Raw genomic sequence first — 14,767 nt, 5'->3', positions numbered from 1 at the left:
TTTAAGTAGAAATAGAATCGGAGTACGGCTTGCCATGTCTAGAGCAAATAGCAAGGCTATCTTGCCTGCCAACCCAACTCTCAAAGAAATAAATTGGTATAAAAAGCAGATTAATTGGGGTGAACTTCCCCCTTTCTATCATATGGTTGCTTCATCAATTAGCGAAACCGAAGGGATATTGCATCATGGCTTTGACAATGCGGTCAAACGAGTACTTGATAGACGCAATTGGAACTTGGAACTGTTGGGTGGTTATGAAGATGATCACGGCGTAATTTTTTGCGATGACAAACCTAAAGTATCTTTACATCAAGTATTTACAGAGAGGGGCTTTGAACTTTGGGCCTTTCCCGTTGCAAAAAATGTAAAGGTTGATAAATACATGAGAGATAACCGCTTTCTTGGCTTTAACATATGGGATCCGCATAGCATGAAGGGCTTACTCAGAATCAACCAACTACATAAATTTATTGGATTTTATTTTGAACGTGGTGACTCTGCTGACAAAGCACTCATACTTCATGCACATAAAGCCGTGCACAAAGTTATTAGTTTTTTGCAAGCAGAATTGAACATCACCTCCGTAGATGGGGTCACAATAAAAGATTTTTATTTAATGTGTGAAAAAGAAAACCGTACCAGCAGCGATGAATATGATCTCGCGCGCCTCAAGTACGGTGACGGTCTTAAGAAGGAATAATATGCAATTAACTTCCCTGGTTCGTGCCGCAGTTGCAACGGCGATTCTGATTGCAAGCCACGCCAGTCACGGACAAAGTGCCTTAAAGTTACCTGACTTAGGCACTTCTGCACTACAAGTTCTGCCACTAGAAAAAGAACAAGCCATCGGCGATGTCATGATGATGCAAATCAGAAGTCAATCGCCGCTTGTACAAGACCCAGTACTCGATGAGTATTTAACCAGCTTAGGCAATAAGCTTGTAGCCAATGCCAATGACGTGCGTTTTCCATTTTCTTTCTTTTGGATCAATAATCAGGCGATTAACGCTTTTGCTTTTTACGGTGGTCATGTTGGCGTTCATACCGGTTTGATAGCGCAAGCAGATAATGAATCTCAACTGGCGTCTGTTTTAGGCCATGAAATTGCGCACGTTACACAGCGCCACCTTGCCAGACGCATACAACAGGCCAAAGATAACAACGCACTTACACTGGCAGGCATGATAGCGGGTATTTTAACCACCGTGGTTGCACCCGATGCGGGCATGGCAATCTTGGCAGCTAACTCAACGCAAGCACAATTAAGTCAATTGACCCATAGCAGAAAGGCCGAACAAGAAGCAGATAGGTTTGGGATGCAAACTTTGTATGAGGCAGGTTTTGACCCATCTCAAGCAAGTGAGTTCTTGTCAAAACTTTCAGCACAAGTGCGTTATCAAACAAAACCTCCCACATTCTTGCTTACCCACCCCTTACCTGATTCTCGGGTTTCAGATGTCAGGCTCAGAGCACAACAATTTGCGCCTCGTTATGTTCCTACCAGCCTTAAGTTTGATCTTGCAAAAAGTCGTGTACTTGCACGCTATCAATACAAAAGTGAGGACGCTCAAGCATATTTCGAAAATCAGTTGCGCCTCAAAGCGACGGAGATGAGTAAACAGGCCTTGGAGTATGGGCTAGCACTTGCGTTGTTAGATCAAAACAAATTGGAGCTGGCACAAGATTTGTTAGACAAACTACTTAAACATGATGAAAACAACCTATTTTACCTAGATGCCTACACCGATTTACTGATTGCGCAAAAAAAGCCAGAACAAGCTACTAAATTACTACAGTTGAAGTACGAATTTCGGCCCAACAACCAAGTACTGACACTCAACTTAGCCAATGCTGCGATTGAAGCTAAACAGTTTGATACTGCAGAAAAAGTTCTCAAGCTATTTTTACTCGACAAGCCACAGAGTACGCTAGCAAAAGATTTACTCAGTAAGGTTTATAAGGAGCAAGATCACAAAGCAGCCTATCACGAAATGTATGCCAGTTTACTGGCCCAGTATGGCGCTTACATCAAAGCAGCAGATGAAATTCAGCGAGCATTGAACCATATAAATGAGCAAGAAACAGTCAAAGAAGCTCGACTCAAAGCACTGTTGAGCCAATATCGGCAGATGCAAAAAGAACTCGCTAAGCTTTAAGTCACAGAGTACATCCTTTAAAATAAGCAAAAAATTATCAGGACCAATTATGTCAGTAACTATTTATCACAATCCTCGTTGCTCAAAATCTCGTGAAACACTCGCATTGCTTGAAACAAAAGGTGTCTCAGCAAACGTAGTTGAGTATTTGAAAGAACCGATTAGTTTAGAAACGTTGAGTAAATTACTCACACAATTAGGCTTTGATTCGGCTCATCAACTTGTACGCAGCAAAGAGACGCTATACAAAGAGTTGGGGCTGAATAAAGATACTGATGAAACGATATTACGCCAAGCTATGATTGACAATCCAAAGCTGATTGAGCGCCCGATCGTAGTTAACAACGATAAAGCAGCGCTAGGACGTCCACCTGAGTCTGTGTTGAATATCCTTTAATGGTTACTGTTGTTGTTCTATACCATTCAAGCCATGGCTCAGTTGAAGCCATGGCACATGAGATCAGTGATGCGTTAGAGTTTCACGGTGCGAATGTCAAACTCAGAACTTTCGAGAAAAAACATGAACACCAGCAAATTATCAGCAAAACTGACCTTATCGAATGTGATGCTTTAGCGTTTGGCACCCCAACACGATTTGGCATGATGGCTGCTCAAGCAAAGGCTTTTTGGGAAACCACTAGCGACCTATGGATCAAAGGTCAGCTTATTGATAAGCCAGCATGTGTGTTTTCTTCTTCCAGTAGTATGCACGGTGGTAACGAAGCCACCCTACTCAACCTATCTCTACCACTACTGCACCATGGTATGATGTTGCTAGGCGTGCCGTACGATGTACCAGAGCTGTTAAGTACGCGCTCGGGTGGTACACCTTATGGCGCGACGCATGTCGCTGGGAGCGATAATTCCAGTGAACTCAGTGAATGCGAAAAGAAAATTTGTCGTGCCGTTGGTACTCGATTATTTAATATTGCAAGTAAACTAAAATGACGAAACCTATTAAACAGCCCATCACCATAACCTATCAAAGACTGGCTTTGTTTGGCTATATAGGGCTATTACTCCTTATGCCAATTTGGCTTTTTATAGTAGCTCCCCGTGAAGGTTATAGTAATGGCTTTATATTTACGATTTACATTTTGCCGTTGTTACTGCCATTAAAGGGCATTATTCAGGACAAGCCGTACACCTACGCGTGGGCAAACTTTATTGTCATGATTTACTTTATTCACGGCTTAAGTTTACTGTGGGTCGCGCCAGATGAGCTGCTATGGGTTACCTTGGAGCTGGTATTTGCAACATCCATGTTCGTTGGGTGCACTTACTATGCTCGCCACAGAGGTCAAGAGTTAGGCCTTAAAATACGCAAGCTCAATGATGAACTGGCCGAAGAAAAAGCTGCCCACCAGAATGATAAAGAAGACTAGCATGCAAGCATAGAGGTTAAAGTAGTCGTACTTTAACCTCTGAAGAATGCGCTCAGAATTAATAAAGCAAACAAAACTTGGACGCTGACACTCAACCAGCTGATTGCAGTTAACCCTTTCAGTGACCAAGGGTGAGGCAGGTTAGGATATAACTGTCCGCGCCTTACGTTACGTGCGAATATAAACAACAGTAAGCCTACAGCGGTTCCTCCCCATACAAACAAGGACTTGTCTTCCACTTGCTCGCTAAAAAATAACGCCAACTGTATTGGTAGTAATAGGCTAGCTAAAGCATAAAGAATATGAACCTGTTTAATTTTTAACAGTTTTCCTTTTTCAGAAAGCTCTTTGATACCATGCTGCTCTAAGGTCTTCTTAGCAACCAGTGCTGAAGTCTTCATAGCTAGGCGATAAGGACTCTGACCGTGTATGTCTGTTTGTGTCGCGTTTACTCCCGACGCTATCATTAAATCAATCATGCTGGCCAAATTAGACATTACTGCAAAGTGCATCAATGTCTGGCCCTGCTCATCACATTCATTGATGTCGTGGTATGCAATGAGTTTTTCCACCACATTCACAAACCCCTTTTCCACCGCCCACATAAGCGCCGAACGCCCTTGTTCATCACGCACACTACCTTGGGCACCTTGTGCCAACAAACCCATCAGTTTGGGCTGTTTAACATCATCAAGCATGACTTGAGCCAGTAGAGCTTGTTCTAGCAGGAGTGATATTTCTGCTTTGTCATCAAAAAGCAGCTCTAAAAGCGAGTAGTATTCTTCACCTTGTAGTAGCTTATCCGTTGCAAGCGTAGCTGTCTGCGCTCTATCTGCGATACAGGTTTCGATATGCTGTTCGATTGCTGCTCGAAATGCCTCATGCTCCCACGCAGTGATCACTTCCTGCGCCGTAAGTGACATGTTAGCAGCTAGGCACCATTCAAATACTTGTTCATACTTTAAACTCACCAATAATTCGAAAAAATTGGGAAGTGTAGTCGAGCCGATTTGTAGTGCTAAGTCACTGTAATGAGCAAGGCGCTCCAACAACATAATACTGATCGCTTGACGCGTCATACCCGACTGTTCGATGTGATCAAACAACTGTTGCGTATAAGCCTGCTGCTGTTCGTCATATTCATCTATATGCTGAAAATAACAAGACTCAAATGGCTCAAGGGGTTTTAGCCACTGCAAGTAAAATACGGGAGGAAGAATGGTTGTCTCAACACCTTGTTCATCTTTACTCGTACTGCAACTTGGCCAAGATTCCAACGCATCTAATATAAATGCCCCATTTTGTTCTATTAACCCACGCAGTAATAAAGGGTACTGAGACGGCCACAGTAAAACATGTTCCATGAGCGAGTTATTCACCTTATTCAAAACCAAATTTACGATCTGTATCAGCCTAAGTGCTTTAGTCTGACTGTTGGGTGAATGATACCAACATCGCAATAAAAATGCTTAACAAATCTTGGTGTTTAATATGTAGTTTCATATCTTAACCTTAAGCCGTTACAATATCTGAGTCACAGGCAGCCGCAAAGGTAAAACCATGTTAGAACAATTAGAAACTTGGCACATCGTGTTGATCATCGCGACGGTTATTGCTGTCATATGGAGCAACATCGCATTGCTCAAGTACTCTGCTAAATTTGATTTGAAAGGAAAACTAGATAAGCAGACAAAGCCTGACAAAAATAATACAGATAACAAGTAACGTGGTGGCTGAACACCCAAAGTGTTCAACCACACAAAATTGCCTAACCAACTAACCAATGTGCCATCAAAGCAATCACAGGCAAGGTTACTAAGGTACGCAAGATAAAAATCGCAAAAAGCTCCAATAGGTTAACTGGGATCTTGCTGCCTAATAACAAGGCCCCCACTTCAGACATATAGATCAATTGAGTGACACTCATCGCAGCGATGATAAAGCGAGTAACATCGCTTTCAATATTGCTCGCCGCCAGAATTGATGGAATAAACATATCAGCAAAGCCAACCACGATGGTTTGCGCAGCCTGTGCAGCTTCAGGCACATTTAGCAGCTCCAAATAAGGTACAAATGGCGTACCCAACACTTGGAAGATAGATGTATGCTCAGCAACAATCAACGCTAATGTTCCCACCGCCATTACCACAGGTAAAACAGCGAATAACATATCAAGTGCGTTACTTACACCTTCTTGTACTGTGCCTTTTACACCCGGTGCTTTTTGCGCTTTTGTGAGTGCCACATCAAGTGCATGTTTAAATAATGTTTTTCCTTCAGGCACCGCTTCTGCATCTCTATCAGGCATCGTATCATCAATGTATGTATTGCTTTTAAATCTAAGTGGAGGAAGGCGAGGCACTATGATTGCAGCTACAAAACCCGCTAAACATACGGTCAAATAAAATGGTGCGAACAGATGCTCTAACTTGACCTGACCTATCACCACTAAGCAAAATGTAATAGACACCGCTGAAAAAGTCGTACCTATGATTGCCGCTTCTTTTTGTGTGTAGTACTTGTCTTCATATTGACGAGCGGTCATCAAAATCCCCACACTACCATCGCCTAACCAAGATGCCACACAGTTCACAGCACTGCGACCCGGCACACCAAATAATGGGCGCATTACTTTAGTTAACAAGGTACCAACTAGCTCTAATAAGCCGAAGTTGAGCAGCAGAGGCAACAACAATCCTGCTAAAATGAATACCGAAAACAGCACAGGCAGCAAATCATTTAAAACCAAAGCGCCCGTATGTGAAGAGTTAATAATACTGGGACCGACTTGGAAATAAGTCATTAAAATGAACACCATGCCGACTAAACGCGTTACTAGCCATACCCAGCTGACTTCAAACAAATGTTTAACTAGAGAGATTTTCATCAATGGGGCTGGTTTTACAAACTTTACCAATAAGCTCATGATACCTGTTGTACAAATGACAAAGAGAATCAAGGTATCGACGTAAGGGCCAACAAACCCTTGTAGAGATTTTGCCATGACGGCGATAGGAATGGTCATTGCTTCCCCTATCGCAACAGGGGTCATAAATAAAAATACCCCAATCAAAGAAGGAACAATAAATGCGAAAAGCGTGCGCCAATCAGGCGTCACTGTACGACTTGTTTGTGTTGTCATTATATTTAGCCTACAAAAACAAAGAAAAGAGCCTAAAGCTCTTTTCTCAATTAAAAAACGACCAACTGATTAAATAGTCAGGCCTTTATCGCGCAATACTTCTACGAGTACTTGTTGTAACTGCGCCATAACATCTGTATCTAACACATCTCCTTGCGCATCTCTCCAAGTAATGGACGTGCTCCCGTCTTTTACGGTGGCAACTGAAATCTTATAGTCGCCGCTTTCAATTGGAAGTTGTACTGCCTCATCACCCCAGATAGAATCCCAGACACTATCCTGTGGTTTTTCATAACGAGTTGAAATCAAACCATTATCTCTATCGATCTTGATAATAGTGAAGTTCACTCGTTCTAAAAATCCAGCAAATCTATCGATAACAATATCACGTTTCTGTTCGGTGATCATTGCACCGTTGCCGTCGTCATCAAACCCTGATACCAACGAAAGTACACCTTGTTGCTTTCTCATTTGTACTTCTAGCAGACGATACAAATAGTCAAACTCCGCCACTACTTCGTTCACGGCACGCGCTTCTAATTGTTGCTTCAATAAGTCATTAAGTGGCGCATTGTCGCTGCGATAATCTAATAGTTCAGCTCGTAACGAAGCGGTTCTTTGGTGCTCCTTTTGCTCAACCGTGAAGCGAACTTTCTGTTCAGAAACAATAACATCATCTTCCCAAAACCAACCTTCAACGGGTTTAATAAGTGAATACCACCCTGTTGTTACAAAGCCTTGTTCACGATTGTCTTGCTCTAGCGCCACTGTATGTCCAGCCATCACACTATCAACAGCCTTCCAAATGAACGCTGGCAAGTCATCAATGCCATCATTTTTATCAAAATAAACTCTAGCTTCGCCCTCATTTTCTTCTACCCAACTACCTTTAGCTACGGTCAACACCTGTTGCGGTGGACGGTAGCTTTTAGCCACTGGGTCACTATCGAAACTTGCTACTGGCATTTTATAAGTAGGATCTTGTGATGGCTGCTGTAGGTGTGCGGGTACCTTAACGGGCTCGTTTACACGATAATTGCGCTTGTGATGCGCATCGTTAGTAAAAACACTACATCCAGATAAACCAATTAATACGCTGAAAGCCAACGTTTTTGGGATCCAATACTGCACTGATTATTCTCCTTAGCAGACCCGTTAATTTTTATTTCATTACTATGAGTAGGGAATGCTGGTTTGGTTCACTGTCAATTCGAAAAATTCCTAAGATGACAACTTCATTAGGAATGAATAGGTTAGTTGTTATCAACCGAAAAATTTGCAACTATGGTACTTTCCAATGGGAATAAACACAAGAAAGCCTTAAAATTATCCGCTCAGTACCGTAAGAAATCCCAAAACAGGCATGTTAAGCGCCAAGTTCTGTGGTACTATTTTTGGTTAAATATCAATTATCCACTGTATTCTTCATGGCACTTTGTATCGATAGAGTACATTTACAGAGGTTAGGTTTCATTAATGACTGCATTTGCCAATCAACAACTGGTGTTAACCGCTATAGGTGAAGACCGCTCAGGGATAGTGAGTGAGCTAACGCAACTTGTAAGTGACTGTCACTGTAATATCATTGACAGCCGTATTGCTATTCTTGGTAACGAGTTTACATTTATTATGTTACTTAGCGGAGATATGTCCGCTATCAGCAGGGTTGAGCACAGCCTACCAGTTAAAGGAATGGAACTTGGCCTGTTGACCATGATGAAACGCACAAACTCTCACCAACAAGGTGATTTCAGTGCGGGTTATACGCTCGAATACCAAGGTCTGGATACTCCTGGCACGTTGAGCAAAGTGACGCGCTTTTTTGCGGAGCAAAAGGTGAGCATTTGCTCACTTAAATCAGACACATTCGAGCAAGATGAACAATTACATATGCGTTGTGAGCTGGAGTTTAATATTCCCAGCAGTGTCGATTTAGATAAATTTAAAATTCAATTTGAAGATCTTTCTCACACATTAAACGTAGATTACATTTTAAGACGAATTCGCTAAGGATTGACATGAAAACACTTACCGTAGGCGAGCAAGCGCCACTATTTTCATTACAAAACCAAAACGACGAAACCGTTTCTCTGGCGACTCTGTTGGAGCAAAACCAAGTACTTGTGTACTTTTACCCAAAAGCACTAACGCCAGGTTGTACTGTACAAGCTGAACAATTACGCGACCACAAATCTGAGCTGGCACAACTCAACACGGTAGCCGTTGGCATCAGCCCCGATCCTGTGAAAAAGCTGAAGAATTTTGAAAACAAAAAAGACCTTAATTTTGACTTGTTGTCAGATGAAGACCACGCCATTGCCGATGCATTTGGTGTGTGGGGTTTAAAAAAGTTTATGGGCAAAGAGTATGATGGAATCCATCGCATCAGTTTTTTAATCGGCCAAGATGGTAAAATTAAACACGTGTTTAATAAGTTTAAAACCAAAGACCATCATCAGGTTGTGATTGACTATCTACAAAGTAACTAACCTGAGTACATCACTAAAAAGGTGCTTAAATAAGCGCCTTTTTGCTATTTACTACCTGTGGTTTTAGTTGATGCCAATATATTTATGAACCTGCACTGACAGTCGCCAGTTCTTTTTCATGCAAGTATCAATCGCCAGTTTGGTCGCTTTGGCCTTTTGACTGATGGGCTGCAAATAAACCAGCTTAGGTGTGACACCGGTTTGTTCAAATAAGGCTTCCAGTTCTTCTACGTGTTTTTGCATCGCAACTGGATGCTTGATTTCGTCGGCCCTTTGCATCGCACTGGCTAAAACCTCATAGCCACCACGCATGTTGATTTTTGGCGACACTGTCACCCAAGTTTGCTCTGGGACTTTAATTTCAAACGTACCGCTAGTTTCAATTTGGGTACTATAGCCTTGCTGATGCAAGCGCTCACACAGCGGCACTAAATCAAACATACAAGGTTCACCGCCAGTGATCACCACATGCTTTGCTAAATAGCCTCTTTGCTGGAATAGCTCAATTATTTGCTCGGCATTGGCCTCGGCCCACCACTGAGAGTCTGTTTTTTTCTCGACCGTACCATCTAACGAAATTTTATATGTCGGATCAATCTCCCAAGTTTGCTTAGTATCACACCAAGCACAGCCAACAGGACACCCCTGTAGTCGTAAAAAGATTGATGGGACGCCGGTGTAACTGGCTTCACCTTGAATGGTTTCAAAGATTTCGTTTATTTTGTACAAAACAGCTCCGTAACAGCTTCACAAACTCAAAAAATCGCCAATGAAAATTGTTATTTCCACGGCGGCCGTGTAGTATATCGCGCCCTGACGTAAACCTCTATCAAAATCGAGGCAAAACACCTATGAGCGAAAAAGTCGTTGTCATTTACTCCGGTGGTATGGATTCATACACCGTTCTTAACAAAGCAATTCGTGCTGGCTACGAAGTCTATGCGCTGTCTTTCAATTACGGTCAACGCCATGTAAAAGAGCTACAAGTAGCAGAGCAAGTCTGTAACAGTCTCAATATCGCTCATAAAATTGTCGATATCTCTACAATCAACCAACTTATTGGTGGCTCGTCATTGACCGATGATATTGACGTACCAGAGGGTCACTACGAAGAAGAAAGCATGAAAAGCACCGTGGTGCCAAATCGTAATATGATTTTGCTCTCTTTGGCGGTAGGTTATGCAGTGTCTCTTAAAGCCAACAAGGTATTTTACGGCGCACACTCTGGCGATCATGCTATTTATCCCGACTGCCGCCCCGAGTTTGTAAAAAAAATGGACGATGTATGTCGTATCGCTAACTACGAAGAAATTGAAATTGTCTGTCCATACCTAAACAACAGTAAGATCGACATTCTAACCGATGGCCTGAAAATGGGCTTAGATTACAGCGAGACTTGGACCTGCTATAACGGCAGGGAAAAAGCGTGTGGTAAATGTGGTGCCTGTCAAGAAAGACTCGAAGCGTTTGCGCTAAACAACGCACAAGACCCTCTCAGCTACGAAGCTTAAAAACAGGGAGTGATTTCACTCCCTCACACCTCTCTTTTTCTCACATAATCAACTGTAACTGTTTGCTTTTGGTCCCATAAATACCCGTAGTGCCTGCTTGCTAAGCATGTTAAGTTACCAATTTGATTTCATTGCGCAGCGAGAGCACAAATGGACTACCTAAGTATTAATAAGCAAACGTGGAATAAACAAACTCAAGTGCACTTAGAATCAAAATTCTACGATGTCGAAGGGTTTAAAAAGGGTAAATGCTCTCTCAACCCTATCGAACTTGAACAACTTGGTGAATACCCGAGGATGAAAATTGATGAGAAACAGCACCTTGATCGCGCTATTTTTCTGTGTTGGGGTGTATGCCGACGAGCCCTTGGATTGCGAAAATGCTTGGACTACGATGCAGATAAACCAGTGCATGCACAAAGAGCTGCTTGCCGCTGAAACCGTTATGGAACAGTACTTAGCAAAGAGTATTGCGCGTTATATACAAGACCCCATCACCGCCTCATCGATTAATAAAAGCCAGATGATTTGGCTTGAGTATCGACAAGCGCACTGTGGTGCCGTTTTCAACACTTGGCGTGAAGGGACAATCCGAACGGCCATGGGGTTGGGCTGTAAAATAACATTAACGCAGCAAAGAACACATTCTTTGTGGACATCATTTTTAACCTTTGAAGACTCAACTCCAGCATTGTTACCAGAGCCACAAAAGTAACCCGCACAAAAATGAAAAGCCGTGGTCTACCACGGCTTGTTATGCAAAGTTAACCCAAACATATTATTTCCATAAGGCTTGGATATACTGGCTCCCGTTCGCTGACGGGGTGAGTGTTTGTATTTGTGGTTTGGTGTAACTTACCAATACCTGCCCCAACTCCTTCGGGAAGCTGGCACTGAGTACACGAGGTGTATCATGACTTGCTGCAATAAAACCATCCACTTCAACGCGCAGATAATTTTTGCGTTCAGCATGATGACTTTGCTCATGGTGTTGTGAACTTAAAACTTGCTCGGCAAGTGCACTGTGCAATAACTTTTTCAATTCAGCTGAGGTTGCAATCCTTATTTTTACAGATTGCAACGGTTGCTGAGCAACAGACATATTCATATTGTTTCTGAATAACTCAAACAACGCTTCCCTAAACTGACCAAGTTGCTGTTCTGAGCCATTTGCCAAGTGCATCATAGACGCCGGCTTATCTTGATAGCTCATCTGCTGATAGAGCTTCGCCACGCTAGTATGAATGGTAATAAATAAGTAGTTACCCTGACGTTGCACAACTTGTGCTGTCGTCATTTGTAACCCGTGGGCAAGCAGCGGGCTTGCCCAACTAATCAACATCGCCAGCAACGCAATTTTGATGCTCTTTTTTGTGTTTACCATACTCACTCCTTGGCTCATCGACAATGCTCCGAATAAGTGTCATTCGTACCAGCTGTATCCGTGCTATCAAGACGATATCTAAACGCATAGCAATTGGCATTAGGGTCATAACCGCTGTCGCCACTTGCCAGTTGTCGGTACATGATCAGCGCTTTCTTACCTGCTGCAATGCGATTATTACTTTCACCCGGTGTCACTTCGATAAACTGCCAAGTCTTTCCGCTAAAGCTCATTGTGTCGTAGTCAGTGAGTAAGACATCATTTCCTGACCAAGACAAGTCTCTTTCTTGAACCCAATGAGGGCCACCAGGAACTGAACCTTCTTGGTTGGCTTGTGCTCTAAAGCAGCCGATACTGTATGGCGCGTCGCTGGTGCTGTAATAAACATATTCGCTGCCATCACCGTGTAAATCATATGCATTACAGTCATCAAGGGGATTACTGCCGTTTTTCACATCTAACGGTAGATAGTTCAAATCTTCATATCGACCAGCCCCATAATCTGTACCACCTGTCGTTTTTACGCCTCCCCCCGTACCAAAATAAAGTGGTAAGCCGTCGAACATATACGCCAGCGGCAGTGACGGGTCATGACTGTCCATCAAGCAAATGGGTGCCATATGGTAGTGATAGTCTTCTCCATTGCCTGCGTGACCACCACACTGATCTATTTCCCCTAATAATACGGTGTCTCGACTGCTATAGTCTTGACCCAGTTGAGCAATCTCATCTGGTTGGCTCTCTTTGGCATAGTGAAGAATCGGGATCCCCTCTACCGATACCCCTACCGCATGGTGAATATTGATGTTGCTCTGTGGCGTGGGCAAATAACTCGGTGTGATTGGCAAAGTCCAAGTAAGTTGTTCTGCAATAGGCACGCGACCTATCCAAGAGCGAATGCCTACATTTGCTTTATCACTATCTAACTGTGAACGGTAAGGTAGTAAAGTGTGGGTCGTGACGCTCATCGTATTATCACTGCAACTGACAGAAACATGGTCGCTGTAGGCTGCAAATGCTGCTGATTTTGCGGCACAAGTTGTTGCAACACTCTGTGGTACGTGTTGGTCATTGTTAGGGTTATAGCGAGAACGCGTCAGTGACAGCTTAGCCGTACCCAAAGTATGCGGGGCAATCGCATCACGAAGCGTTACAAGATCGGTCGTACTACCAGATAGGCCTAAGCTGCCCACCGACGACGAAAGTGCATAAAGCGTAATTGTATAATCATGCTCTGAAGAGTCCGCTGAACATGGCGCTGCGTATTGTTGCTGGTTATTTACACTATTGATGCCAAACACGCCAATGGCGGTTTCACCTGAGGCTAGGTTTACCGTCGCCGCAGGTATATCATAAACCGTCCAGTATGAATGTGCTTTTGAAAAGTCTCCTGCATCATTTGGATTTGGAAAATGATGCATTGAAAGCGCATACGATTGAGTCTGTGATGGTGCACCACTCCATTGCAGTGAAACAGATTTGCCGCCATCAGCACCATCACACGTTGCTGACAATGGCACTATGTTATCGCTTTTTACCGCTTTGCTGGTCAACTGGAAATCACCACTGTCGGTAGAGTCATCATCACCTGTGCTGTCACCGATTGTGCCTCGCACTAATACTTCATTATCTAGCACTAAGTTTGAGCTCCAGATAAATTGCGCATCACTTTGAGCATCATCAAACACGGCGGTAAAATTGGTGTATGCTTGTTTGTTATCAACACCAACCGTCTCGTTAGTATAAGATGAAGCACTTGGCCAACTACTGTCGTCAAAGTTCTCGCTCATCCAGTTCGCAGGCCTGCTCCAGTGCACACCATAAACCGCAGAGATGTCACTAACGGCTCCCGTACTACAACTTGATGACAGGCGCTGACTGTCAGACTCACTCAGACAAGTAGGATCGACAATAGGTGCTGTGTAGTAAGTTTGAGCTTTCCACTGATTGTTCGTGACGCCAACGATGTGTCCATTGCTGTCTTTGAATACAGCGACCATACCACCGTCACCAGCAGCATAGGCACTTCCCTGATTATTTTCAGTGCCTGTACCAAGTGTTTCTTCCCAATCTACCAATGCCATTGCCACTGTAAAAGGTTGCTTCACCTTAAAGCGAACAATATTCGAATTAAACTCAGTGAAAGGTACGGGGTCTTTACCAACCGCATTACCATTAACATACATCTCAAAGTAATTATCTGCGAAAATATAGGCAGTGATCACCTCACCATCGGCGTCAATCTCAATGATGTCTGTACCATCTAGTGCAGCTTCTGCCGCTGCAGCACTTGCATAGTTATGTCCTGATACATAACTGTTATATAAATCTGCTGCAAATGGCATTGAGTTACTTTGGAATAGCGTATCAGCAGGTACAATCCAACTTTGCTGACTACTATCAGTGATAGAACCCACGGCTGACACACGGCTCCCTGACGGAAACAAATTAGCTGTAGTTGTCGTTGCAACGCCTTGTGTTATGGCACCAGAACCACTGTAATTACTATTTCCTGAGTTATCATCGCCTGAATCGCCATCATCTGGCGTATCACCCGAATTATTATCACTAGGAGGATTGACGCTGCTAGAGTCGCTTCCAGAGCCACCGCACCCAGTTAACAACGTGATGGTTAACAAGCCCAATAGCAGACTTGCGCAGAATTGTTTGCTTAGCTTTATCATCATATTGCGCCTTAAT

General features: G+C 43.2%; 16 protein-coding genes. 10 read left to right on the top strand and 6 right to left on the bottom strand.

Annotation, left to right across the window (positions count from 1 at the left end; translation table 11 throughout):
* The first annotated feature begins 34 nt into the window (after window positions 1–34).
* Genes BET10_RS17055 through BET10_RS17035 form a run of 5 tightly spaced genes read left to right on the top strand, consistent with a single transcriptional unit; the run spans window position 35 to window position 3,541 of the window.
* A complete protein-coding gene (locus BET10_RS17055; protein WP_070986794.1) occupies window positions 35–700 on the top strand; it encodes a hypothetical protein in 666 nt (221 codons plus the stop codon).
* Window position 701: 1 nt separating this feature from the next.
* Window positions 702–2,156, top strand: a complete 1,455-nt coding sequence (gene bepA, locus BET10_RS17050; protein WP_070986793.1) for a beta-barrel assembly-enhancing protease — start codon at window positions 702–704, stop codon at window positions 2,154–2,156.
* 49 nt (window positions 2,157–2,205) lie between these two features.
* A complete protein-coding gene (gene arsC, locus BET10_RS17045; protein WP_070986792.1) occupies window positions 2,206–2,553 on the top strand; it encodes an arsenate reductase (glutaredoxin) in 348 nt (115 codons plus the stop codon).
* Window positions 2,553–3,104 (top strand): NAD(P)H:quinone oxidoreductase, encoded by a 552-nt coding sequence (gene wrbA / locus BET10_RS17040; protein WP_070986791.1) that lies wholly within the window; start codon window positions 2,553–2,555, stop codon window positions 3,102–3,104. The genes arsC and wrbA overlap by 1 nt, the downstream gene beginning before the upstream one ends.
* Entirely contained in the window at window positions 3,101–3,541 is a 441-nt protein-coding gene (locus BET10_RS17035) for a DUF2069 domain-containing protein (protein ID WP_070986790.1), read from the top strand. Before wrbA ends, BET10_RS17035 begins: the two co-directional genes overlap by 4 nt.
* Window positions 3,542–3,573: 32 nt before the next feature.
* Here the strand turns inward: BET10_RS17035 and BET10_RS17030 are convergent, their stop codons facing one another.
* Window positions 3,574–4,905, bottom strand: coding sequence for an ankyrin repeat domain-containing protein (locus BET10_RS17030; protein WP_070986789.1), 1,332 nt, complete (start codon window positions 4,903–4,905; stop codon window positions 3,574–3,576).
* A 196-nt stretch (window positions 4,906–5,101) separates the two neighbouring features.
* Here BET10_RS17030 and BET10_RS21235 point away from each other — a divergent pair, with 196 nt between their 5' ends.
* Window positions 5,102–5,266: a DUF2897 family protein gene (locus tag BET10_RS21235; RefSeq protein ID WP_083330591.1), complete on the top strand. Its 165-nt coding sequence runs from the start codon at window positions 5,102–5,104 to the stop codon at window positions 5,264–5,266.
* A 43-nt stretch (window positions 5,267–5,309) separates the two neighbouring features.
* Here BET10_RS21235 and BET10_RS17025 read toward each other — a convergent pair whose 3' ends face one another.
* Together BET10_RS17025 and bamC are read right to left on the bottom strand one after the other, a co-directional pair.
* Window positions 5,310–6,683, bottom strand: coding sequence for a YjiH family protein (locus BET10_RS17025; RefSeq protein ID WP_070986788.1), 1,374 nt, complete (start codon window positions 6,681–6,683; stop codon window positions 5,310–5,312).
* 69 nt (window positions 6,684–6,752) lie between these two features.
* Window positions 6,753–7,814, bottom strand: coding sequence for an outer membrane protein assembly factor BamC (gene bamC, locus BET10_RS17020; RefSeq protein WP_070986787.1), 1,062 nt, complete (start codon window positions 7,812–7,814; stop codon window positions 6,753–6,755).
* A gap of 345 nt (window positions 7,815–8,159) precedes the next feature.
* On the opposite strand from bamC, the gene BET10_RS17015 reads away from it, so the two are divergent.
* Both BET10_RS17015 and bcp read left to right on the top strand, forming a co-directional pair.
* A complete protein-coding gene (locus tag BET10_RS17015) occupies window positions 8,160–8,693 on the top strand; it encodes a glycine cleavage system transcriptional repressor (RefSeq protein ID WP_070986786.1) in 534 nt (177 codons plus the stop codon).
* Window positions 8,694–8,701: 8 nt separating this feature from the next.
* Complete coding sequence (bcp, locus tag BET10_RS17010; protein ID WP_070986785.1) at window positions 8,702–9,172, top strand: thioredoxin-dependent thiol peroxidase; 471 nt, start codon at window positions 8,702–8,704, stop codon at window positions 9,170–9,172.
* 63 nt (window positions 9,173–9,235) lie between these two features.
* Here the strand turns inward: bcp and queE are convergent, their stop codons facing one another.
* On the bottom strand, window positions 9,236–9,901 hold the full coding sequence (queE, locus tag BET10_RS17005) for a 7-carboxy-7-deazaguanine synthase QueE (RefSeq protein WP_070986784.1): 666 nt from the start codon (window positions 9,899–9,901) through the stop codon (window positions 9,236–9,238).
* A 122-nt stretch (window positions 9,902–10,023) separates the two neighbouring features.
* Here queE and queC point away from each other — a divergent pair, with 122 nt between their 5' ends.
* The gene (gene queC, locus BET10_RS17000; RefSeq protein ID WP_070986783.1) at window positions 10,024–10,683 is read left to right on the top strand and encodes a 7-cyano-7-deazaguanine synthase QueC; all 660 of its coding nucleotides are present in this window, start codon (window positions 10,024–10,026) and stop codon (window positions 10,681–10,683) included.
* Between the two features lie 307 nt (window positions 10,684–10,990).
* A complete protein-coding gene (locus BET10_RS16995; protein WP_070986782.1) occupies window positions 10,991–11,398 on the top strand; it encodes a lysozyme inhibitor LprI family protein in 408 nt (135 codons plus the stop codon).
* A gap of 63 nt (window positions 11,399–11,461) precedes the next feature.
* Here BET10_RS16995 and BET10_RS16990 read toward each other — a convergent pair whose 3' ends face one another.
* Together BET10_RS16990 and BET10_RS16985 are read right to left on the bottom strand one after the other, a co-directional pair.
* Window positions 11,462–12,067 carry a hypothetical protein gene (locus BET10_RS16990; RefSeq protein ID WP_070986781.1) on the bottom strand — a complete coding sequence of 202 codons (606 nt, stop codon included), beginning with the start codon at window positions 12,065–12,067 and terminating at the stop codon, window positions 11,462–11,464.
* A gap of 14 nt (window positions 12,068–12,081) precedes the next feature.
* Window positions 12,082–14,754, bottom strand: a complete 2,673-nt coding sequence (locus BET10_RS16985; RefSeq protein WP_083330590.1) for a YHYH protein — start codon at window positions 14,752–14,754, stop codon at window positions 12,082–12,084.
* Window positions 14,755–14,767: the final 13 nt, after the last annotated feature.

This window comes from Pseudoalteromonas amylolytica, from assembly GCF_001854605.1.
Lineage (GTDB): Bacteria > Pseudomonadota > Gammaproteobacteria > Enterobacterales > Alteromonadaceae > Pseudoalteromonas > Pseudoalteromonas amylolytica.
This window is presented reverse-complemented; position numbering and strand designations above follow the sequence as displayed.

Bases quoted from the DNA above. Each gene is read 5' to 3' on its own strand.
- BET10_RS17055 (WP_070986794.1), top strand. From the start codon at position 35: ATGTCTAGAGCAAATAGCAAGGCTATCTTGCCTGCCAACCCAACTCTC.
- bepA (WP_070986793.1), top strand. From the start codon at position 702: ATGCAATTAACTTCCCTGGTTCGTGCCGCAGTTGCAACGGCGATTCTG.
- arsC (WP_070986792.1), top strand. From the start codon at position 2,206: ATGTCAGTAACTATTTATCACAATCCTCGTTGCTCAAAATCTCGTGAA.
- wrbA (WP_070986791.1), top strand. From the start codon at position 2,553: ATGGTTACTGTTGTTGTTCTATACCATTCAAGCCATGGCTCAGTTGAA.
- BET10_RS17035 (WP_070986790.1), top strand. From the start codon at position 3,101: ATGACGAAACCTATTAAACAGCCCATCACCATAACCTATCAAAGACTG.
- BET10_RS17030 (WP_070986789.1), bottom strand. From the start codon at position 4,905: ATGGAACATGTTTTACTGTGGCCGTCTCAGTACCCTTTATTACTGCGT.
- BET10_RS21235 (WP_083330591.1), top strand. From the start codon at position 5,102: ATGTTAGAACAATTAGAAACTTGGCACATCGTGTTGATCATCGCGACG.
- BET10_RS17025 (WP_070986788.1), bottom strand. From the start codon at position 6,683: ATGACAACACAAACAAGTCGTACAGTGACGCCTGATTGGCGCACGCTT.
- BET10_RS17015 (WP_070986786.1), top strand. From the start codon at position 8,160: ATGACTGCATTTGCCAATCAACAACTGGTGTTAACCGCTATAGGTGAA.
- bcp (WP_070986785.1), top strand. From the start codon at position 8,702: ATGAAAACACTTACCGTAGGCGAGCAAGCGCCACTATTTTCATTACAA.
- queC (WP_070986783.1), top strand. From the start codon at position 10,024: ATGAGCGAAAAAGTCGTTGTCATTTACTCCGGTGGTATGGATTCATAC.
- BET10_RS16995 (WP_070986782.1), top strand. From the start codon at position 10,991: ATGAGAAACAGCACCTTGATCGCGCTATTTTTCTGTGTTGGGGTGTAT.
- BET10_RS16990 (WP_070986781.1), bottom strand. From the start codon at position 12,067: ATGGTAAACACAAAAAAGAGCATCAAAATTGCGTTGCTGGCGATGTTG.
- BET10_RS16985 (WP_083330590.1), bottom strand. From the start codon at position 14,754: ATGATGATAAAGCTAAGCAAACAATTCTGCGCAAGTCTGCTATTGGGC.